The sequence below is a fragment of the Streptomyces sp. LHD-70 genome, from assembly GCF_031157275.1.
Lineage (GTDB): Bacteria > Actinomycetota > Actinomycetes > Streptomycetales > Streptomycetaceae > Streptomyces.
Genome location: NZ_JAVIFW010000033.1, coordinates 1 through 20,427, shown reverse-complemented (window position 1 = coordinate 20,427; position 20,427 = coordinate 1). Strand labels below are relative to the sequence as shown.

Below are 20,427 nucleotides of genomic sequence, written 5' to 3'. Positions count from 1 at the left end.
AAATTAGATCATAATGAGCAGTTAAACAAGGGTTCCCTGAGCGTCGGGCTCCATGAGCCATCCCGCCGCCTTCCGAGTCAGCCCCGTTAGGGTGATCGCCATGGCCCGCACCGACGACACCGGCACGCTCCCCTTCGCCACTCTGAACGGCGTGAGCAGGCTCTCCGCGCTGGAGGCCGTACGCGCCCGGATCGCCCTGGCCGTGGACCTGGGACTGCTCGCCCCGGGAGACCGGCTGCCCAGCACGGCGGACATCGCTGCCGGGCTCGAGGTCGGGGAGATCACCGTTCGCCGGGCCCTGGTCTCCCTGGTCGCCGACGGCGTGCTCGAACGCCGCCGGGGCCGCAACGGCGGCACTCACGTCGCCGAGAACCCGACGCGCGGCGCGGTCGCCGCGGCGGAGGCGTACCGCTCCGACAGCCCTGCCGTCCACGCTCTGATCGACCACCGGCTCGTCCTGGAATGCGGCATCGCGCACCTCGCCTCGGGCCACGTCTCGCAGGACAACCTGTCCCAACTGCAGGACCTGGTCGAGGAGATGGACCGGGTGCCGAGCTGGGCGGAGTTCCACGGCTGCGACGAACGCTTCCACCTGCGGCTGGCCGAGGCGACCGGCATCCCCTCGCTCACCACGCCCTACGGCGCCGTCCTGCGCGAGCTCTACCGCTACTACCTGCCCTACCCGCTGGAAGCACTGCGAGCATCCAACACGGAGCACCGCAGGCTCCTCGACGCCCTGCGCCGCAAGGACGCGGCAGAGGCCGGTGAAGTGGCCCGCCGACACGTCGAAGTACTCCACCGCACCATGTTCGTCGGCCTGATGAACACGGATTGAGGGTTCTTCTCCCGGCGTTGCCCGGAGCGCGTTGGGCGTGCCGTTCCTTCTGGGTGCCGGCCGCCGTTCTCAGCTTCCCTGTGCAGGATGGCAGCATGACCACTGAGCATCCCGTCGAGCGAGGCGGTGCCGGGCGCGACCGGTTCGCCGCCTTCTCCGAACGGGCGTCAAACGTCACCAGCTCGCCGCTGTTCTACGTCCTGTGCGTACTCATGGTCCTCGGCATGGCCGTCGTGCATTTCGTCCACCTGCCACTGCCCTGGCTGATCTTCGCGGGAGACGTCATGACGGCCACCAACCTGCTGTTGCTCACCCTGCTGAAGAACACGGAACGGCGTGACGCGCACGCCGTCCAGCGCAAATTGGACGCTATCGCCGCGGCCATCCTGGAACAGCGCGAGGGCACGGACCACACAGCGGCTGAGGAACTGCGACGCGCCATCCGCATGGAGGAGGAACAGTGATCGCACGGCAGAAGTCCGGGCAGCGCTTCACTCCTCCTCTCGAGAAGGCCATGCACGCCGGGCCGGCAGTGCGCCGCCGTGGGTGACATACCATCAGGCTCCCTTCGCGCTGGAAGGTGGTCCGTCCATGTCCGTGCCGAGCCTGCTCGCGGTCTTCGCTCACCCGGATGACGAGTCCTTGTCGGCAGGCGGAGTGCTGGCCCGGCACGCGGCTGCGGGCGCACGTACCGGGGTCGTCACGGCGACTTGGGCGGCGGACACCCCGCGGGCTGCCGAGTTGGCCGATGCGCTGGGCATCCTCGGCGCCGGCGAACCGCGGATGCTCGGCTACGCCGATGCGCGCGTACCGTGGTCTGCCCCGGGCCGCATACGGTTCTGCGAGGCACCGCTCGACGAGGCGGTACGGCGGTTGGTGAGGCACATCCGTGAATTCCGCCCGGAGATCATGGTCACCCACGACGCCTACGGCGGCCTGCCCGGCCACCCGGATCATGTGCACACCCACCGGGTGACCATGCTGGCCGCTCAAGCGGCCGGGCTTGCCCAGCTCTACCCAGATGCCGGTGGCCCCTGGCAGCCACGTGCCCTCTACCTGGCCACACATCCGCACTCGGCCGTCCCGGAGGAGCGGCTGTTCAAAACCGAGTGGTACATCCGCCACGCCCCCATCGCCGCGGCATCGGCACAGACCGAACTGACCGCCTGACCACACAGCCCAGTGACGAGGCTCGTTGAGGCCCATTGAGGCTTGCCTGCGGCCGCGTCGTCTCGGGTGCCGTCGCCGTGCTCATCGTACGAAGCTGATCTCCGGGAAGGACGCGGACGGACCGTCCAGCAGGTGTTGCGGACGGCCGCGCAGGTGTTGGTCGAAGAACGCGGCGATGTAGGCCCGTTGGGCGGCCGTGCTGCGCTCGGGGTCCACCGTTCCGACGTACTGCTCGCGGAGCTCTGCCGGGATGTCCAGGTGCTCGTCCAGAGCGGGCACGAACGACTGCGCGTCCGTGTAGCTGAAGTGGCTGCCGCGCTTCAGGCTCAAGTCACGTTTCCAGTCGGTCGATTGGCCCCAGAACGACTGCCAGGACGGGTTGTTCAGGTGTGTCTGGTTCGCCTTTCCCATGAGCATGCCGGGAACTCCACGGCTGGGGCCTCGTAGGTGGGGTCAAGGGTGACCACGATGTAGCCGCGGCTTGCCAGTTCCATCGGCGTCGACGTGCCGAGCGTCCGGGAGATCTGCAGGCCCGGCGAGTACAGCACGACCGGTCGGGCGCGGCGGCCCTCGACCGGAGCGGCCCTGCCCGCGTCCGTGCGGATGCCGGCCCAGCCGTAGTGGGTGGGGCGTCGGATGCCGTGGCGGGCGAGCAAGCCGTCCCTGCCCCGATGGCCAGGCACAGTGCAAGCGCCGCCGCGGCGGTCATCGCTGTATGGGTTCGCATGCCCGCCAATCTCGCCTGGAAGCGACTCCCGCGGCATCGGACCGTGGGCGGACCGGACCCTGAGAAACCACCGGGTGCATGACCTACCGGGGGTGGACCGCGGCGGCCCCCTCCCCTCAGGATGGCGCGACCGGAGAGTGATCCAGGTCACATGCGGCTGCTGTCAGCAATCGAGGGGCTATCTCGTTCAAGTGGCACGCGAACGAGACAGGAGCAACGCCATGAAGCACCGCATCGTCGTTCTCGGCGCCGGATACGCCGGGGCCTTCGCCGCCGGAAACCTGGCCCGCCGGCTCTCCCCCGCCGACACCGAGATCACCGTCGTCAACGCCGTGCCCGACTTCGTGGAGCGGATGCGGCTCCATCAGCTCGCGAGCGGCCAGGAACTCACGGTCCGCAAGCTCGCCGACGTGTTCGCGGGCACCGGGGTGCGGCTGCGTCTGGCGCGTGTCACCGGCGTCGACCCCGAGCGCAGGACCGTCTCCGTGACCGGTGAGGACGGCGACGCCGAGGTCGCGTACGACACGCTTCTCTACGCGCTCGGCAGCTCCGTCGCGCATCACGGCGTCCCCGGCGTGGTCGAGTACGCCTTCGATGTGACCAGCCGGTCCTCGGCGCTGCGGCTGCGCGAGCGCCTGGGGCAGCTGGGCGCGGGCGGCACCGTGCTGGTGGTCGGTGAGGGGCTGACCGGGATCGAGACGGCCACCGAGCTCGCCGAGTCCCGGCCCGATCTGTCGGTCGCGCTCGCCGCCCGGGGGGAGCTGGGTGCCTGGCTCTCCCCGAAGGCCCGCCGCCATCTGCGCCGGGCCTTCGACCGGCTCGGCGTCACCGTCCACGAGTACACCGGTGTCGCAGCCGTCGAGCCGGGCCGGGCGATCGCCGACAGTGCCGCCGGGCCGTCCATCCCGGCCGACGTGACCGTGTGGTCGGCCGGGTTCGCCGTGCACCCCATCGCCGCCTCCAGTGGCCTGGAGGTCGCGGAGAGCGGCCAGATCGTCGTCGACCGCACCATGCGCTCGGTCTCGCACCCGGACGTCTACGCCGCGGGTGACTCCGCGTACGCGATCGGCGAGAACGGCCGGCCGCTGCCGATGTCCTGCGCCTCGGCCGGACTCACCAACATGCAGGCGACCGCCGCGATCATCGCGCGACTGACGGGCGGGGCGGTCCCGACGGTCGGGCTGAAGTACTTCGGCAACCACATCAGCCTCGGGCGGCGGGACGCGATCTTCCAGATGGTGGACGGGGACGTCCGGTCGAAGTCCTGGTACCTGGGCGGCCGGGCCGCCGCGCAGCTCAAGGCGGGCGTGCTCAGCGGGGCCGGATTCGGCATCGCCCACCCGACCTTCGGCATGCCGAAGCGCAAGCGCCGCCTGACCACCGGGACCGTGGCCGACGGGTCCGGTGTGCGGGTCGCCGCCTAGGCTGCTGCGCATGGACAGTGCGGACATCGATCGGTTCGAGGCGAGCCGGGGCCGGCTCGCCTCGCTCGCCTACCGTCTGCTCGGCTCGGCCGCCGACGCGGAGGACGCCGTGCAGGACACGTTCCTGCGCTGGCAGGCCGCGGACCGCGAACGGGTCGAGGTGCCGGAGGCGTGGCTGACCAAGGTCGTCACCCGTCTCTGCCTCGACCGGCTGCGCTCTGCGCAGGCGCGCCACGAGCGGGTGGCGGGTGCCTGGCTGCCCGAGCCGCTGCTCGATGGTGATCCGATGCTCGGCCCCGCCGACACTTTCGTGCAGCGTGAGTCGGTGTCCTTGGCCGTACTGCTGCTCCTGGAGCGGCTCTCGCCCGTCGAGCGGGCTGTCTACGTCCTGCGTGAGGCCTTCTCGTACAGCCATGCCGAGATCGCCGGGATCCTCGACATCAGCGAGTCCGGGAGCCAGCAGCATGTGCACCGGGCCCGGAGCCGGGTGGCCGCCGAGCGTCGCCGTGGCGGCGAGGCCGACCCCGCGTCCGCGCGCCGGGTGGTCGAGGAGTTCCTCTCCGCCGCCGTGTCGGGGCGCACCGAGCGGCTGGTGGCGCTGCTCACCGACGATGTGACGGCGGTGTCGGACGGCGCCGGGCGGGCCAAGCGGCTGCTGCGGTACACGACGCGTGAGCGGGTCGCCTCCTTTGTGCGGGCCGGGTTCAGGGCCACGCCGGCGAAGCGGCGGCTCGCCGGTGGCTCGCCCGCGTTGCATATCGCGTGGGTCAACGGGTCCCCGGCGGTCATCGCGGTGGTCGACGAGCGGGTCGTGGGCGCCGTGGTGTTCGACGTCAGTGACGGCAAGGTCGCGGGCCTGCAGGGCATCGCCGCCGCTGACCGGCTCGCGCGGCTCGGTGCGGCCTGGCGGCGGCACGGACCCGAGACTCCGGTCATCGACGCGTGGTGACCGGAGCCATCGGAATGCCGCGCACCGGAATGCTGCGGCCTTGCGGTGACCAGGTCACGCTCGCCGTGGTCACCGCCTGACGACCCCCGCAACTGGCGGCCGTACGCCCGGCCTTCAGGACTTGGCAGTCTTCCGAGCGGTCAACGTCCATACAGCGGGCTCCTGTTGATCGGCCGGGTACTGCACGATCCGTCCGTCGTCCGTGACATGCGCGGCCATCTGCGTGATCGCGTTGGTGAGGCGATAGCCTGCGGCCGTTTTCGTCAACCGCCACCGCTGCAGGGTGTTCTTCGCGTCGCACGTCTCCTCGGTGACGGCGGTCCCCGGCTGCAGTGGGACGTTGAGGGTGAGCTTGCCGCTGCGGGTCTCCAGGCACCCACCGCCCGCGGTGGCCTTCAACGTGACGTAGCCGTCGGCGGTGCGCCGGATCTCGAAGTCGGCGGGCTTCGTGGCGCCCTTGGTGTCGCGCAGTGTGTACGTTCCGTCGGTGACCGGCACCTGCGTCAGGTCCCGTACGCCGGGCGCGTGGCCGATGGTCCCGGCGCGCTCGGTGAACTCGGCGTAGGTCGGGTCGGGGTGTGCGTCACCCCAGGTCACCTGGGCGATGTGGTTCAGCGGAGCTGCCATGGCGGACGCGACCTCGTTCTCGGTCTCGCCGCGCCCGTTGTCGGGCCACAGGCTGATCTTCGCGCCGGTGATCCCGTCGCGCGAGGCCAGCTTCTCGCCCTCGAAGGAGCGCGGGTCCCACTGCTCGTCGTACAGCTTCCGGGTGTTGGTGTGGAAGCCGCCGCGGACGAGATAGAGGGAGTACGCGGCGTTCATCAACGGGTGGCCCTGGGCGCGGAGTTCGCTGGGTTTGGTCGGGACGTCGAGCCAGTGCTCGACGGTCGTCCCGGCCGCCACGGGTACGGTGTTGGCGCCGGTCAGGCCGTCGTTCCAGATGCGCAGGCGCTTGCCCTTCTTCGCCGTGTAGGCGTGGACGCGGTTGACGAAGTCGATGAAGGCGTCCTGCGGGGTGGCGTTCTCGCCGTACTTCTTCTTCGCGTACGCGAGGATCTGCGGGTACTTGGCGAAGTCGGAGCCGAGCATGTACTCGTCGGCGCCCATGTGCCAGGACGTGGTGGGGAACACCTCCGCGTACTCGTCGATCAGGCTCGTGTAGTAGTCGAAGGACGCGTCCTGGGTGATGTCGAGCCGTGAGGGCTGCAACTTGCCGTCGGAGTCGGCGAGTTGCAGGTCGGGCCGGTTCTCCAGCCAGGGGTCCATGTGGCCCGGGGAGTTGATCTCCGGAACGATGGTGACGTGGTACTTCTCGCCGAGGGCTACGAGGCGGCGCAGCTCGGACCTGGTGTAGTAGCCCCAGGAGTTGGCCTCCGGGTGCTGGTCGCTCTTCACCTTCAGCTCGAGCAGGAGCTGGTTCTGCTTGCGGAAGGCCATCTCGCGGACGAGGTTCTCCAGCCAGTCCGTGGTGATGTGGATGTAGCAGGCGCAGACGCCGACGCCGCGCTCCTTGTACCGGGGTACGTCGATGGTCCGCCCGGCCGGGACCTGGTTCCCCTGGGTGAGCAGTTGGAGGAGGGTGCGAGTGCCGTAGAAGGCTCCGGTCTCGTCGGCCCCGGTGATCGTCAGGCGGGTGCCTGAGTGGAGTTCGTAGCCTTCGGCGCCGAGGCGGGTGCGTGTGGAGTCGACGCCGATCACGATGTCGCCGGGGCGCGCGGCGCCGTCGACGACGGGTGGGGTGCCCTTGCCCGCGGCGCCGAGATCTTCGGCGAGCGTGGTGGCGACGCGCCGGGCCGGGGCGCTGCGGGCGACCAGACGGGTCCCGTCCTCGTACCGGTAACTCTCCTTGCCCGGTGTCCAGTTGGAGAGGGCGGGGATGGTGCGGGGTGGTGGTTCCGGTGTCGACGGTGCGGCCTGTGCCGCCGGGAGGGGTGCGGCGAGGAGCAGGGCGGTGGCGACGGCTGCGAGGCGACGGCGGCGCAACCGTGGTCCGGGCTTGAAGAGGGAGCGAGCATCTGCCATGAGGTCCGATGATTCAAGCGGTACGGAAGGGGCGTCAATGCAGCGGTCGCGCTGAAAGCTTGGACTTTCGCGCGCTGTCGGTTGCACATTTGGACCTTCGCACCTATCGCCTCCACACATTCATCGGAGCCATCGGATGTGTTGCCGTGATCCGCGCGGCGGGCCGCATCTCAGCGCAGCCCGCCGCGCGTGGACCTGGAGCCTGGGCCCTGGAGCTTGGCCCCTAGAGCTTGGCCCCTAGAGCTTGGCCCTTAGAGCTTGGGCGCGTCCGTCAGGAAGGTGTCCAGGACGCCGTCCGCGACCTTGATCGGGCCCTCCGGGCGGGTCTCACCCTCGTCGGGCATGACGGCTGCGGCCTTCTCGGCGAGTTTCGCGGAGGACGCGAAGTGCTTCTCGGCCTGTGCGTCGTCGCCTTCCGCCCGGGCCTCGAGGCCGTCGAGGGTGGCAAGGAGGGCGTCGCCCCAGAGGTCGAGTGACTTCAGCCAGGGTTCGCTGTCCGCGACGAAGCCCGCGTCGGACACCCCGCTGCGGATCTGCTCCGGGGCACCGGCCAGCAGGTCGGCGTAGTCCCGCAGTTCGCGCAGGGCCTTGCTGCGGTCGCCGTCGCCGTCGCCGTCGCCGTCACCGTCGCTGTCGGCCCACGCGGTCTTGAACTCGGCCAGCCTGCGGTCGAGTTCGGGCGCCTGCGGCTGCCAGGGCTTGGGCGGGTCGGTGAACGTCGAGCCGTAGTGCTGGGTGTCGAAGAAGGCAAGGAGCGCCTTCACCGTGTCGGGCGAGCCGTCGGCGAGATACGAGGCGGACGCCCGCCAGGCGCGCCGGGCGTCGTAGTCGGCGGTGTTCCAGCTGAAGTCGGCGCCGCCGTACAGGGCCACCTTCGAAGCGGCGGCCTGGTTCATCGGGTTGAGGACGATGCCGGACAGCTCCTGCTCGAGCCCGGCCTCGCGCTTGTCGTAGGGCGCCAGGTGGAGCCGTCCCGCGCTCTGGCCGAAGTCGTTGACCGGGTAGTTGTCCCAGAGGAAGACCTTGCGTCCCCAGACCTTCTCGGCGGCGGCGGCCGCGTCGCGGGTGATCTCGAACGGTACGACGTCCGGGCCGGTCCACATGATCTCGACGTCGGGGTCGAGGTTCTCCCGGATCTGCGTCTTGTAGGCCGTGTCCTTGGCGTCCCAGTACTCGGTGGGCACCATCTGGAGCGGCTTCGTGCCGTCCAGGCCGGCGAGGAACTCCTGGACGCTGTTGAGGAGTTCGACCTGCGCCTTGCCCGCGCCCTCTTGGCCGGGATCGCCGTACTTCGCCTGGTCGGCGTCGCAGTTCCACTCGCCGTACTGGATGTCGTCGAGGGGTACGGAGAAGCTGCGCACGCCCAGGTCGTACATCGAACGCAGCTTGGCCTCGAGGGCCTTCAGGTCGGCTGCGTCGCTGAAGCAGATCGACTCGCCCGGCGAGACGGCGAACGTGAAGCGGACGTGGTGGTCCGTGGCCTGCCGGACGAGCTCGCCGAGTTCGGCCAGCTTGTCCGCCGGGTATGGCTCGCGCCACTTCTCGCGGTGGTAGGGGTCGTCCTTCGGCGCGTAGATGTACGTGTTCATCTTGACGTCGCCGTAGAACGCGAGTTGGTCCATGCGCTCTTCGTGCGTCCAGGGCGAGCCGTAGAAGCCCTCGATCCCGCCGCGCAGGGCCATCGTCGGATGGTCGGTGACGGAGACACCGGCGATGGAGCGGTCCCGCGTCAGTTGCTTGAGGGTCTGGGCCGCGTAGTACGTGCCGTCCGCGTCGACGCCGGCGAGAACGGCGGTGCCGGACTTGGCGGACGTCGCCAACGCGTAGCCCTCGGCGTGCTCCCCCGGGTCCTGGCCACCGGCGTCCTCGAGGGCGCTGACAACGTTGTTGTCACGGGTGGAGCCGACGATGACGGTGAGGCTGCGGGCTTCGGAATCCGATGCAGCTTCAGAATCTGCTGCGGCTGCGGTTTCGGCTTCGGCTTCGGCTTCGGCTTCGGCGAGGTCGACTTCTTCGATCCTCTTGGCTCCCGCCTCCCTCAGCGTGCCGGTGACGAGCTCACGCGTGGGCTCGTCCACGTCGTCACCGAGCGCCAGACGGACGGTTCGGGGTACTTCGAGGGCGCGCCCGTTGGCGTCCAGCTTCTGGGGCTGCGGGGTGAGGGCAGGGATCGGGGGGTCGTGCTTCGTCTCGGCCACCGACGGCGCGGCGGGGGCGAGCAGCCCGGCGACAGCCAGTCCGGTGACCAGACAGGCCGTCCTGCGGGTTCTCGGCATGGGAACCTCCACGTGGGATCGAGGCCGACACGGTAAGTGGTTCAGACCACTCCGCGTCAAGGTCCCGGACGTCGCCGTCCTGAGAGCCCACTGCAGCGCGGCGGAGCCCCGAAGGCATCCAAGCCTTCGGGGCTCCGCCGCGCCTGAACAGGCAACCGGAGGTGGCCAGTTGTCTTCCCAACAGGTCGATCCAACAGGTCGTCCCACCAGGCCGATCCAACAGGCCGATCCAACAGGCCGATTCGGCTCTACTTCGGCATCAGTACGGTGTCGATCAGGTTCACCGTCGCGTTTGCTGTCGCCACGTCACCGCACACGATGTTCGCCGAGTCGTTCACCTTGTACTTCATGTCCGAACCCGAGGTGGTGAGGGTGCCGCCCTCCAGGGTCTTGAACGAGCCGTCCGCCAGCTTGTCCGGGGTGATCTTCTCGCCCACGACGTGGTAGGTCAGCACCTTCGTCAACTGCTCCTTGTCGGCGAGCAGTTTGTCCAGGTCCGCCTTGGGGACCTTCGCGAACGCATCGTTGGTCGGCGCGAACACCGTGATGTTCTTGGCGTTGTTGAGGGTGTCCACAAGACCGGCCTTCTTGACGGCGGTTACGAGAGTGGACAGTTCCGGGTTGTTCGACGCGGCTGTCGCGACGGGGTCGTCGGCCATGCCCGTGGCGCTGCCTTCGCCTTCCGTCGGCAGGGACGAACATGCGGGCCCGTACGGTTCGTTGGCGGCGCCGGCCGCTGGACCGGCGAGGCTCAGGGAGAGTGCGAGGGCAGCGGCGGCAGCCACCGACGCCCGGGAAAGGCCAAGGGTGCTCATGGGAGGTTCCTCCCGGGAGTGGGGTTGGGCCGACGTAATCGTCAGGCCCCGGGGAAGTGGGACGCGGGCCGACGGGCCTCGCGCCGCGCCCGGATTTCGGCGTCCCCCGCAGCAGGCACTGCGCCAACCGTGATCCAGGCTCGCTCCCACAGCCTAACCAGGCGGGGTGTGCCACGCATGTGGAGCGTCGCGACCAGCGAAAACACCGTCGCGACCAGCGAAAACACCGTTGCGGCCAGCGAAAACACCTTGAGCGAGAGCACCTTCCCCCAGCGCCGGGCCCGTTGTCCCTCGCCCCTGCGGATACGTCAGGCGAGTGGGCGCGCGCGTGGCATGAGGGTGGGCCCTGGCCCGTCGGCAGGCGCGGATCGTGTGCACCGGGTTCGAATCGAGCCGTGACGACAACACCGAAACTCTGGGTCCGGCTGCCGCTCGGCGCGTTGAGTGGTCTGCTCGCGGGATTCGCGGCCCTCGCTGTCGCGCAGTTGGTGTCCGCCGCAGTCCGTCCCGAGGCCGGGCCGATCACGGCCGTCGGCGGGGCTGCCATCGACCGGACCCCAACTCCCGTCAAGGACTGGGCGATCCGCCATTTCGGCGAGAACGACAAGGCGGTTCTCCAGCTGGGGATCGTCGCCACTTTGGCGGTGCTGGCTCTCGTACTGGGTGTCCTGGCGTTGCGGTTCCGGCGGGCCGGTGCGGCGGGTGTGCTGCTCTTCGGTGTGATCGGTGGGGCCGCCGCCGTGACGCGACCCGATGCGTCGGGGTTCGCCGATGCGCTGCCCTCCGTGGCGGGTGCGGTGGTGGGCGCGGCTTTGCTCTACTTCCTCATCGGACGGCTGACCGTGTCCGCACGCCCCGGCCGCGCGGATACGGGGTCCGACCAGGCGGCCGGGGCGGACCAAGACGCCGGGCCGGACCAGGGCTCGGGGCCGGACCACGGCGCCGGGTGGGACCGGCGCGGGTTCGTGATGGCCGCTGTCGGGGCCGCCGCTGCGTCCGTCGGTATCGGGGCGCTCGGCCGCCATCTCACCGGCAATGTGTCCCAGGCGGCGATCGCCTCCCGGAAGGCGGTGCGACTGCCCGCTCCCGCGTCCCCGGCGCCTGCGCTGCCCGCCGGCACGCAGCTCGCAACTCCGGGCATCAGTGCGTTCACGACGTCGAACAAGGCCTTCTACCGTGTCGACACCGCTCTGGTGGTACCGAAGGTCAACGCCGACACCTGGCGCCTGCGCATCCACGGGAAGGGCGTCTCCCGCCCGGTCACCCTCACCTTCGACGACCTTCTGCAGCGCGAACTGATCGAGCGCGACATCACCCTGACCTGCGTGTCCAATGAGGTCGGCGGCCCCTACGTCGGCAATGCGCGGTGGCTCGGCGTGCGACTGGCCGACGTTCTCTCCGAAGCCGGCGTACGCCCGCCGTCCAAGGGCGGTCCCGCCGATCAGCTCGTCTCACGTTCCGTGGACGGCATGACACTCGGCACGCCCGTAGAGACCGTCATGGACGGCCGGGACGCGATGCTCGTCGTGGGGATGAACGGACAGCCGCTGCCGTTCACGCACGGCTTCCCGGTCCGGATGCTCGTCCCCGGCCTCTACGGCTACGTATCGGCATGCAAATGGATCGAGGACATCGAGCTCACCACCTTCGCCGACTACGACGCGTACTGGGTAAAGCGGGACTGGGCCGAGAAGGCGCCGATCAAGACGCAGAGCCGCATCGACACGCCCCAACCCCTGGTCCGGCTGAAGCGCGGCACGGTGATGGTGGCCGGGGTGGCCTGGGCCCAGCACCGTGGCATCGACCGAGTGCAGGTACGCGTCGACGACGGCCCCTGGCAGGACGCCGAACTCGCCGCCGAAGCGAACATCGACACCTGGCGCCAGTGGTCCTTCGCCTGGAAAGCGACGCCCGGCAGCCACACCCTGACCGCCCGCGCCACCGAACGCGGCGGCGACGTGCAGACCGAGAAGCGCACCGGCACCGTCCCCGACGGGGCCAGTGGCTGGCCGTCCGTCGTCGTCACCGTCGACTGACCGCTGCGCGGGCAGAGGGGAGCCTGGTCGAGGTCTTCTGCCGGACCGACCTCGACCAGGTAGGCCGGTCAGTCGTCGATCGCCTGGTAGAGAGTGGTCCAGAAGTCGTGCATGGCCCGCGCCGAGTCGGGGGTGGACATCCCGGTCTGGGTGAGCAGGATGCCGACGAGCCCGTTCTGCGGGTCGGCGTAGGTGGTGGTGCCGGCTCCGCCGTCCCAGCCGAACTGGCCGACGGGCGCGTAGTCGCCTCGGTAGGTGCGCACCGCCATCCCGAAGCCCCAGCCACCGTGCTGCCCCGTGCCGTGTGACACATGGACGACGCTGCGGCCCCAGGCTTCTCGGGCGGCCAACTGCTCGGGCGTGAGGCGGTTGGTGGTCATCAGCTCGACGGCCGGCCGGGACAGGATCCGCTCGGTGCCGTGCATCCCGTGGTTGAGCAGCATCCGGAAGTAGGCGTGGTAGTCGTCGACGGTCGAATCGAGTCCGCCGCCGCTGGACGGGAACGCCGGAGGCTCGCTGTGGTGTCCCCCTTCGGCCTCGTCCCCCACGGTGAATTCTCCGGTCTGCGGATCGGGGGCGTACAGGGGCGGCAGCCGGTGAATCTTGTCGGCCGGTACGTGGAACCCGGTGTCCTTCATCCCCAGCGGTTCGAAGATGCGCTCCCGGAGGAACGCCTCGAACGGCCGGCCGGTGACCCTGGCCACAAGGACACCGAGGATGTCGTCGCTGACGTTGTACAGCCACCGCTCTCCGGGCTGGTACATCAGCGGAAGCGTGCCCAGGCGGCTCATCCACTCATCCGGCTCCACCGCCGGCAGCAGCCAGCCGTTCTCGCCGTAGACCTTCTGCTCGAAGTACGCGCTCATCATCGGGGAGCCCATCGCCGTCGTATCGAGGCCGAGCCCGCAGGTGGAGGTGAGCAGGTCCCGTACGGTGATCGGGCGCCGCGCCGGGACGGTGTCGTCCAGCGGGCTGTCGGGCCGCTTGAGTACCTGCCGGTCGGCCAGTTCCGGCAGCCACGGATCTATCGGGTCGTCAAGTCGCAGTCGGCACTCGTCCAGCAGGACCATGGTCGCGGAGACCGCGACGGGCTTGGTCGTCGAGGCCATCCGGAAGATGGTGTCCCGGCGCATCGGCGGCTCGCCGTCATGACGCATCGTCCCGATCGCTTCGACATGGGTCTCCTCGCCCCGGCCGACCAGGGCGACGAGTCCGGGGATCTTCCCGGACTCCACATGCGCCTCCAGTACCTCGCGCAGCCGGCGCAGCCCTGCTTCGGACAGGCCGTTGTTGCTGTTTCCCATCACGAATCTCCTTGCACGCGTTGGTCGTTCTCGACGGTGCCGCAGGCATGCGGCGAGAGACGGCCCGCGGGGCATGGCTCCGCGGCCGCGTGGTGCATACGGGCGATGAATGTGGTGCTCGGTCCCGGGGAGGGAGGTGCTGAGGGGTGGTCAGGCCGTGGGGTCTTCCGCTTCGGCCTCGTTGTCGGCTGCGCGCTCGATGTCGTCGGTCAGCTGCTTCCGGGCGCGGGCGGGGACGTAGCCACCCTCGGAGTAGTTCTGGGCGAATGCGTCGACGAACTCGACCGGGTCCTCTCCGACGACTTCGCGGATCGGCGTTCCGTCCGCCGCGGCTTGCTCGAAGAGGTCGGCGAGGTCGTCGAACATCGCCGCACTGCTGTCGCCGTCGGTCGGCACGAAGTGCATCAGGTACCGCTCGATCGATTCGACCGCGGTGCGGTGGTCCCCGGGAAGCTCCTTGACGCGCGCTTTGTACGCCCTCCAGCGCTTCTTGGGCCCGATCACCTTCCTGCGGAAGCCGCTCTTCTCGACATCGGACATGGTTACTCGCCCCCTTCGCGGAGCTGGTCCAGTCGTTCCGTGAGGAAGCTCCAGGTCCTCCAGAACTCTTCGAGGTACTCCCGTCCTTGAGCGTTGAGGGAGTGCACCTTGCGCGGCGGCCCCTTCTCGGAGGGGACCTTCTCCACGTCGACGAGGCCGCGCTTCTCCATCCTCAGGAGCAGCGCGTAGATGGTTCCTTCGGCGATCTGGGAGAAACCCTGCTCCCGCAGCCGTGCCGTGATCTCGTAGCCGTAGGCGGGCCGGCCGGACAGGGACGCGAGGATGATGCCCTCCAGCGTGCCTTTGAGCATCTCCGTCAGCAGCTTGGCCATGTGACACCTCCCCCCTGAGCTATTCGGTGTTGCTGAGTACTGGTACACCGTACCGCTGACTACCAGTACTCAGCAACACCGAATAGTCGGCCGCCGCGCCCCAACTGGCCGACGGATCAACGGTGTTGACCCCTGGGCAGTTCGCTCCTGTTCCTCGGTCTCAGGCCGTGCGCCTGAGACCGGCTGCGAGTGCGCCCTCTCACTCCCGCGCCCCCTGAATGGAGGATCGCGGGTCCGCGTCCGGCGCGGAAGGATCACTCACGGTGATCTTGATCGTGCCCCCGGCATAGGCGTATGCGCTTCGCCGCTGCCGGCCGCGGGACGACACCCCCTGGACCACCTGTGCTGCCGCCAGGGCCGCAGCACTACGCGTACCCACCTACCGAAAGGAGCGCGACTGTGACTCTGACAGCCGCCAACTTCGCCGCCGAGATCGAGGCGGCCAACCAGGCCGGTGACCCGACGGCGGACGAACTCGTGTCCGACCTGATCGACAACCGGGAGATCGACGGGGTCAACGCCCTGTTCCGTACCATCGGCACGCTCAAGCCGGACATGGACCTGTCCCAACTGCCGCCGCGGCTCGCGACGTTCCTGAAGGAGGCCGAGGCCGAGCCTCCGGGCTGGAGCGATGAGGACGTCCGCGCCGCGGAGGGCTTCTTCGCCCACCACCACGGGGAAGCGTCCATGCTCCAGGGCACTGCCGGGCTCATCGGCACCTACCTCGCCCCGACCGGCGCGTTCACACTGCGCTCGACCGGACGCCTGGGCGGCGTGGAAGGGCCGGGGCGGCGGCTGTCGCAGTCCTCCCGCCTGTTCGTCGACATGGGCAACAAGGGCGCCCTGACGGACGGTTCCCTCAAGGCGAACGTCACCAAGGTGCGCCTGGTCCACGCCTCCGTCCGGCAGCTGCACAAGAAGAGCGGCGAGTGGGACTACGCCAAGTGGGGCGAGCCGGTCTCACAGAAGTACACCACCGGCGCCATCTGCGTGTTCAGCGTCCAGATCCTCCAGGCGATGCGGAATTTGGGCCTGGAGGTCTCCAAGGATGACGCTCACGGGTTCATGTGCGCCTGGCACTACGTCAACCACTACCTCGGAACCCCCGAGAAGTGGCTCGTGCCCAAGGACGCCGAACTGGTCGACCGGATGTGGAGCTCGGTCCGCGACGACGAGTGGAAGAAGACCGACGACGGCGTCTTCATGACACGGCAGGCCCTCGAGTTCTACAAGAAGTTCCTCCCCGGCCCCTCCCACGACGCGTTCATCGCCATGGTCCGCACCGCCCTGACCGACAAGTACGCCGACATGGCCGGCCTGCCCAAGAGCGTCCTGGACCTGGCAGCCAAGCCCCTTGCGGCAGGCCACAGTCTGGTCAGCGGAGTCGGCGGCGGCCTGCTGGGCGGCGGCGCGCAGAAGGCCACCGGCGTCAACCCGTACAAGGAGATTCTCGGCGTCGCCTCGAAGGCGTTCAACGACGTCGAGCACTACGCCCTGACCCACGACCAGGACGACCAGCCCCAGATGCACCAGGAACTCGGCGACAACCGCTGACCCCTCCCCCGGCTGGGCACGCACGACACCCCTACGGAAAGGACGTCCGCCATGAGCGATCAGAGAGTCAATGCCTTCATCTCCCTGAGGATCCCCAGTGCGCTGGTGAATGCCCTCGTCGACCTACAACAAGAGTGCCGCGACCGCGTCGCTCCGCAGCATCCCGAGCACATCCACATCACGCTGGGATTCCTCCACGGCGCCGACGAGCAGAAGCTCGCCGACGTACGCGATCTGATCGGCCGAGGGACCTGGCCCGCTCCGTACATCCGCCTCACCGGCGAGGTACGGCACGGGAGCTGGGCCCGGCAGAAGGAACCGGCCTACCGCTACGACGACGCCGTCATCCAGAAGGACGAGCAGGTCCGCCTGGGCGTCGAACACAACAAGGAACTCGCCACTCTCCAGGAAGAGATCACGCAGCGCCTGGACATCGCCGAAGACGGCTTCTGGCCCCACGTCACGCTCGGCCTGGCACGAGAGGACCACCCGGCCGCCGCGGCCAAGGCTCTCCAACTCCCCTCGGTGAACGGTCCCGCCCCCTGCGTGGACGTCCAACGCGAAGTGTCAGCGACCGAGTTCAGCACGCTCATCCGTAAGGAACTCACGCCCGCCTGATCCGCGGTCCCTGAACTCCACCAGGGACTCCCCCTTGGACGCAGGCCCTCGCCCAAGGGCCCTCCTCTATCATGACTGACCAGTCAGCCATAATAGAGGAGGGGAACGCCGCGATGTCACCGAAGCAAGTGGACAGGGCCGCCCGGCGCCAGAAGGTGCTCGACGCCGCCGTGCGGGTCTTCGCCCGCAAGGGGTTCGCAGCGGCCAGGATCGAGGATGTCGCCACCGAGGCAGGGATCGGAAAGGGCAGCGTCTACCTGGAGTTCGGCAGCAGGGAGGAACTCCTCGGCGCCGCCTTCGAGGCGTACGCGGACAGGTCCGCCGCCGTCCTGCGGCAGGCGGCCGAGGGCAGCGGTCCGGCACTCGACCGGCTGGCCGCCCTGGTGGACGCGGTGGTCGAACTGCTCGCCGGAGAACCGGACCGGGCCCGGATCGTGCTCGACGTCTGGGCGGTCAGCCGCGACGGCACGACGTGCCCCATCGACATGGCAGGTGTCTACCGGGCCCACCGCGCGGCCATCACCGCCCTGCTGCGGGAAGCCGCCGCCGAAGGGACGGTTCGCGCCGGAGTCGGCGAGCGGCACGCGGCCGTGATCGTCGGAGCCATCGAGGGGTGCCTGCTGCAATGGCTGCTCGATCCACGGGTGCCGCTGGCCGAACTGGCCGCCCCGCTCACCGAGATGTGCCTCGAGGGGCTGCGCCCCAAGGAGGCGGCATGATCTCCGCACTGGCCCGCTGGGCCGACCGGCAGCTGATCGGACCGGGCGCGAGCGCCATGGAGCGGACGGTCGGCTACGCCACCGCGGTGGCGGGCTGCGCCCTGACAACCGCCGTGGTCGCCGCCGCCTCCATGCCGACGATCGCCGTGGTGGTCGTGGCCGTGGTCGCGTTCGACCTGTTCGGCGGCGCAGCGGTCAACGCCACGTCCACGGCCAAGCGCCACTTCCACCGACCGGGGCGTTCCGCACGGCACCACCTCGGCTTCGTCGCCGTCCATATCCAGCCGTTCCTGCTGGCACTCGCCGTCCCCGGCTTCGGCTGGGCCACGGCGGCGACCATCTACGTTCTGGCGCTGGTGGGAGCCGTCGTCGTCACCGCCGTGCCCGCCGCAGCTCGCCGCCCGGTGGCCTTCGCCGTGACCGTGCTCGCGATCACTGCCGTGGGGGCCCTGGTCACGGTGCCATCCGAACTGGCGTGGTTCACCCCCGTACTCCTCATCAAGCTGCTGCTCGCCCATCTGCTGCCGGAGGACGCGCCCCGGTGAGCCATGGGCGTGCGGGCGAATCGCCTCACGTCCCGGAATGCTGCTGGGGCTTGCGTGTGTGGAACAGGCCCCAGCGCACCAGGCCTTGGTGGGTGAGGTCCTTCCACAGGGGCAGGTTGGCCAGCAGGCCCTGGAGGTAGGCGGGGCTGATGAGGTCGCTCAGTTCCGCCGCACGTCGTCGCACTTCCTCCTCCAGGCGCGCGTAGTGCGTGGTGACGTCCTCGCTGCGGTCCTCGAACTCCGTGCGGGTGAAGCCGAGTGCCGACAGCTGTTCGCGGTAGAAGGAGGGGGTGGCCAGGGCCGGGATACCCAGGCGTCGGATGGCCGGTTGCAGGGCGTCGGCAGGGGCGTTCTCGGCGGCCATGATGTCGGAGAAGAGCAGTGCTCCGCCCGGACGCAGAACGCGCATCGCCTCGCTGAGGGCGCGGGTGCGGTCGGGAGCGTGGCAGAGGACCTCCAGGGACCAGGCGACGTCGAAGTGCTGTGCTGGATAGGGCAGTTCGTCCAGCGTGCCGGTGGTGACGTCGATGAGGGTGTCCAGGCCGCACTGGACGTTGGTGCGGCGATGGCGTCGGTTGTGGTGTTCGCTCAGGTCCAGCGCCGCGATATGGCAGCCGAAGCGGGTGGCCAGGGCGCGCGCTGAACCGCCGTATCCGGAGCCGAGATCCACGACCTTGCTGTGGGGGCCGAGGAGGTCCGCGGCCTTGTCGGCCGTGTGGCTGATGGTGCGTCGGGAGGCTGTGGCGATGTCCTCGTTCCGGTCGGCGTAGATGCCGATGTGAATGTCTTCGCCGCCCCATACGGAGTCGTAGAAGGCGTCGACGTCCGCGTTGTCGTAGTAGCGGCGGGTCTCGTTCGCATCGACATCGGTCTGTTCCCGGTTGTCTTCCATGGTTGCTGTCTTTCCTGCGCCACCGGCGTGTCATGCTCCCGTCCTGCCGGGACGGCTCGATCGGGTCATGTACGTCCGGTGGCGCCCGTTCACGGAACGCGGCAGGCCTTCTGTGGCGTCGCGTTCAGGTGGGCCACACTTGCGGCGTGCGAATCGTGATGATGACAGCGGGGTCGCGGGGTGACGTCGCGCCGTACACAGGTCTGGGAGCCGGTCTCGTACGGGCCGGGCACGAGGTGACGTTGGCCGCGCATGCGGTGTTCGAGCCGCTGGTGGCCGGATCGGGGGTGCGCTTTCATCCGCTGCCGGTGGATCCCCGTGCCGAGTTGCACTCCGAGCGGGGCCGGAGGCTGCATGACGCGAGGACGGGTGCGGGCAAGCTGGTGCGGCTGGTGTCCATGGCCCGGCAAGCGGCCGACGAGCTGACGGCGGCCCTGGTGGAGGTGTCGCGGAAGGGTGACGTCCTGCTCGTCGGCGGTGCGCTGGGGCCCCTCGGGGACGCCATCGCCGACGCCTTGTCCGTGCCCTCCGTGGGGCTGCACCTGCAACCCCTCCACCCGACCGGGGAGTTCCCCGCCCCGATACTGGGGACGCGGCCCCTCGGCGCGGTGGGCAACCGGCTGAGCGGACTCGCCGTCATGGCCTCGGTGGAGCTGGTGTTCGCCGGCTCCGTCCGGTCGTTGCGGCGGCACGGGCTCCCGGCGGCGGGCCGGTCCCGAGGCCGTCGGGCACGGCCGGTGCTGCACGGCTACAGCGAACTCGTCGTCCCCCGCCCCCGGGACTGGCCCGCCGGGCTCGATGTGGCCGGGTACTGGTGGCCGCACGACACCGGACAACTTCCCCGGACAGTGGAGGACTTCCTCGCCGCCGGGCCAAGCCCGGTCTTCGTCGGCTTGGGGAGCGCCACCGTCCCCGACCCCGAGCGGGTGAGCCGCGAGATCGTCTCCGCAGTGCGCGCGGCGGGAATGCGCGGTGTGATCCAGCGGGGCTGGGCTGGTCTGCATGCCGAGAGCGAGGACATCCTGACGGTCGACGAGGTGCCGCACTCCCTGCTCTTCCCGCGGATGGCGGCCGTCGTCCACCATGCGGGGGCGGGCACGACGGGTGCCGGACTGCGGGCCGGAGTGCCCACGGTGCCTGTGCCGGTCCAGTTCGACGCCGCCTTCTGGGCGTCCCGGCTGACCGCGTTGGGTACGGCACCCGGAGTGGTGCCGCTGCGCCGCCTCACCTCTCCTGCCCTGGCCGAGGCCCTGCGCCGGGCGACGACGGACAGCACCCACCGCATGCGCGCCCGTGCACTGGCCGACCGTCTGGCCGCAGAGGACGGCATCGCGCCGGTACTCGCCACGCTCGACCGGCTGGCGCGCTGACGCCGTTGCCGACGTGGTGATCGGTCAGGCGTGGGCCCGCCACCGGAACATGCTGAAAGGTCTCGTACGGCGCCGAGGCGGCCTCTTTGACCAGGCCGCCTCGCGTGACGAGTGCGTGAAGCTCGACGAGACCGCGCGACGTGAGGCCGTCCTGGAATGTCTCATCGACCAACTGCGTTGCCGAGCAGGCTGGTTCAGCCGGCGCTGTCCCCACGCCACTGAAGAGAAGAGGCCGCTCCACCATGACCGCCACACCCTCCGGCACACCGCCCGGCCCGCCCGCCTCCCCCTCCGCCGTC

20 protein-coding genes are annotated in these 20,427 nt (G+C 69.6%); 11 read left to right on the top strand and 9 right to left on the bottom strand.

Translation table 11 applies throughout. The annotated features are described in order from the left end of the window. Window positions 1–100: 100 nt before the first annotated feature. The 3 genes from RCO28_RS36770 (at window position 101) to RCO28_RS36760 (ending at window position 2,005) form a co-directional block, all read left to right on the top strand. Window positions 101–835, top strand: a complete 735-nt coding sequence (locus tag RCO28_RS36770) for an FCD domain-containing protein (RefSeq protein WP_308945731.1) — start codon at window positions 101–103, stop codon at window positions 833–835. 95 nt (window positions 836–930) lie between these two features. After that, window positions 931–1,299, top strand: coding sequence for a hypothetical protein (locus RCO28_RS36765; RefSeq protein ID WP_308945730.1), 369 nt, complete (start codon window positions 931–933; stop codon window positions 1,297–1,299). A gap of 127 nt (window positions 1,300–1,426) precedes the next feature. After that, on the top strand, window positions 1,427–2,005 hold the full coding sequence (locus tag RCO28_RS36760; RefSeq protein ID WP_308945729.1) for a PIG-L family deacetylase: 579 nt from the start codon (window positions 1,427–1,429) through the stop codon (window positions 2,003–2,005). Between the two features lie 81 nt (window positions 2,006–2,086). Here the strand turns inward: RCO28_RS36760 and RCO28_RS36755 are convergent, their stop codons facing one another. Together RCO28_RS36755 and RCO28_RS36750 are read right to left on the bottom strand one after the other, a co-directional pair. After that, window positions 2,087–2,422, bottom strand: a complete 336-nt coding sequence (locus RCO28_RS36755; RefSeq protein WP_308945728.1) for a hypothetical protein — start codon at window positions 2,420–2,422, stop codon at window positions 2,087–2,089. Continuing rightward, a complete protein-coding gene (locus RCO28_RS36750) occupies window positions 2,389–2,661 on the bottom strand; it encodes a hypothetical protein (RefSeq protein ID WP_308945727.1) in 273 nt (90 codons plus the stop codon). The genes RCO28_RS36755 and RCO28_RS36750 overlap by 34 nt, the downstream gene beginning before the upstream one ends. 292 nt (window positions 2,662–2,953) lie before the next feature. Between RCO28_RS36750 and RCO28_RS36745 the strand changes: the two genes are divergently transcribed. Further along, window positions 2,954–4,156, top strand: coding sequence for an FAD-dependent oxidoreductase (locus RCO28_RS36745; protein WP_308945726.1), 1,203 nt, complete (start codon window positions 2,954–2,956; stop codon window positions 4,154–4,156). A gap of 10 nt (window positions 4,157–4,166) precedes the next feature. Then, window positions 4,167–5,105: a sigma-70 family RNA polymerase sigma factor gene (locus RCO28_RS36740; RefSeq protein ID WP_308945725.1), complete on the top strand. Its 939-nt coding sequence runs from the start codon at window positions 4,167–4,169 to the stop codon at window positions 5,103–5,105. Window positions 5,106–5,219: 114 nt separating this feature from the next. Here the strand turns inward: RCO28_RS36740 and RCO28_RS36735 are convergent, their stop codons facing one another. The 3 genes from RCO28_RS36735 to RCO28_RS36725 form a co-directional block, all read right to left on the bottom strand. Next, a complete protein-coding gene (locus RCO28_RS36735; RefSeq protein ID WP_308945724.1) occupies window positions 5,220–7,127 on the bottom strand; it encodes a family 20 glycosylhydrolase in 1,908 nt (635 codons plus the stop codon). Window positions 7,128–7,378: 251 nt separating this feature from the next. Continuing rightward, window positions 7,379–9,403 (bottom strand): beta-N-acetylglucosaminidase domain-containing protein, encoded by a 2,025-nt coding sequence (locus RCO28_RS36730; protein ID WP_308945723.1) that lies wholly within the window; start codon window positions 9,401–9,403, stop codon window positions 7,379–7,381. A gap of 248 nt (window positions 9,404–9,651) precedes the next feature. Beyond that, complete coding sequence (locus tag RCO28_RS36725) at window positions 9,652–10,218, bottom strand: fasciclin domain-containing protein (RefSeq protein ID WP_308945722.1); 567 nt, start codon at window positions 10,216–10,218, stop codon at window positions 9,652–9,654. Between the two features lie 395 nt (window positions 10,219–10,613). Between RCO28_RS36725 and RCO28_RS36720 the strand changes: the two genes are divergently transcribed. Further along, window positions 10,614–12,254: a molybdopterin-dependent oxidoreductase gene (locus tag RCO28_RS36720; protein WP_308945721.1), complete on the top strand. Its 1,641-nt coding sequence runs from the start codon at window positions 10,614–10,616 to the stop codon at window positions 12,252–12,254. Between the two features lie 68 nt (window positions 12,255–12,322). Here the strand turns inward: RCO28_RS36720 and RCO28_RS36715 are convergent, their stop codons facing one another. The 3 genes from RCO28_RS36715 to RCO28_RS36705 form a co-directional block, all read right to left on the bottom strand. Continuing rightward, window positions 12,323–13,558: a serine hydrolase domain-containing protein gene (locus tag RCO28_RS36715; protein ID WP_308945720.1), complete on the bottom strand. Its 1,236-nt coding sequence runs from the start codon at window positions 13,556–13,558 to the stop codon at window positions 12,323–12,325. 150 nt (window positions 13,559–13,708) lie between these two features. Next, window positions 13,709–14,098, bottom strand: a complete 390-nt coding sequence (locus RCO28_RS36710; RefSeq protein ID WP_308945719.1) for a DUF1048 domain-containing protein — start codon at window positions 14,096–14,098, stop codon at window positions 13,709–13,711. 2 nt (window positions 14,099–14,100) lie between these two features. Continuing rightward, entirely contained in the window at window positions 14,101–14,430 is a 330-nt protein-coding gene (locus RCO28_RS36705) for a PadR family transcriptional regulator (protein WP_308945718.1), read from the bottom strand. Window positions 14,431–14,829: 399 nt separating this feature from the next. Between RCO28_RS36705 and RCO28_RS36700 the strand changes: the two genes are divergently transcribed. The 4 genes from RCO28_RS36700 to RCO28_RS36685 all read left to right on the top strand — a co-directional run bounded on the left by RCO28_RS36700 (window position 14,830) and on the right by RCO28_RS36685 (window position 17,866). Then, window positions 14,830–15,984 (top strand): oxygenase MpaB family protein, encoded by a 1,155-nt coding sequence (locus tag RCO28_RS36700; protein WP_308945717.1) that lies wholly within the window; start codon window positions 14,830–14,832, stop codon window positions 15,982–15,984. 51 nt (window positions 15,985–16,035) lie between these two features. Further along, a complete protein-coding gene (locus RCO28_RS36695; protein ID WP_308945716.1) occupies window positions 16,036–16,602 on the top strand; it encodes a hypothetical protein in 567 nt (188 codons plus the stop codon). Window positions 16,603–16,715: 113 nt separating this feature from the next. Next, the gene (locus tag RCO28_RS36690) at window positions 16,716–17,321 is read left to right on the top strand and encodes a TetR/AcrR family transcriptional regulator (protein WP_308945714.1); all 606 of its coding nucleotides are present in this window, start codon (window positions 16,716–16,718) and stop codon (window positions 17,319–17,321) included. Beyond that, complete coding sequence (locus RCO28_RS36685; RefSeq protein ID WP_308945713.1) at window positions 17,318–17,866, top strand: hypothetical protein; 549 nt, start codon at window positions 17,318–17,320, stop codon at window positions 17,864–17,866. The genes RCO28_RS36690 and RCO28_RS36685 overlap by 4 nt, the downstream gene beginning before the upstream one ends. A 25-nt stretch (window positions 17,867–17,891) precedes the next feature. Here RCO28_RS36685 and RCO28_RS36680 read toward each other — a convergent pair whose 3' ends face one another. Beyond that, window positions 17,892–18,758: a methyltransferase domain-containing protein gene (locus tag RCO28_RS36680; protein WP_308945712.1), complete on the bottom strand. Its 867-nt coding sequence runs from the start codon at window positions 18,756–18,758 to the stop codon at window positions 17,892–17,894. Window positions 18,759–18,919: 161 nt separating this feature from the next. Here RCO28_RS36680 and RCO28_RS36675 point away from each other — a divergent pair, with 161 nt between their 5' ends. Then, window positions 18,920–20,128: a glycosyltransferase gene (locus tag RCO28_RS36675; RefSeq protein ID WP_308945768.1), complete on the top strand. Its 1,209-nt coding sequence runs from the start codon at window positions 18,920–18,922 to the stop codon at window positions 20,126–20,128. Window positions 20,129–20,427 lie beyond the last annotated feature (299 nt).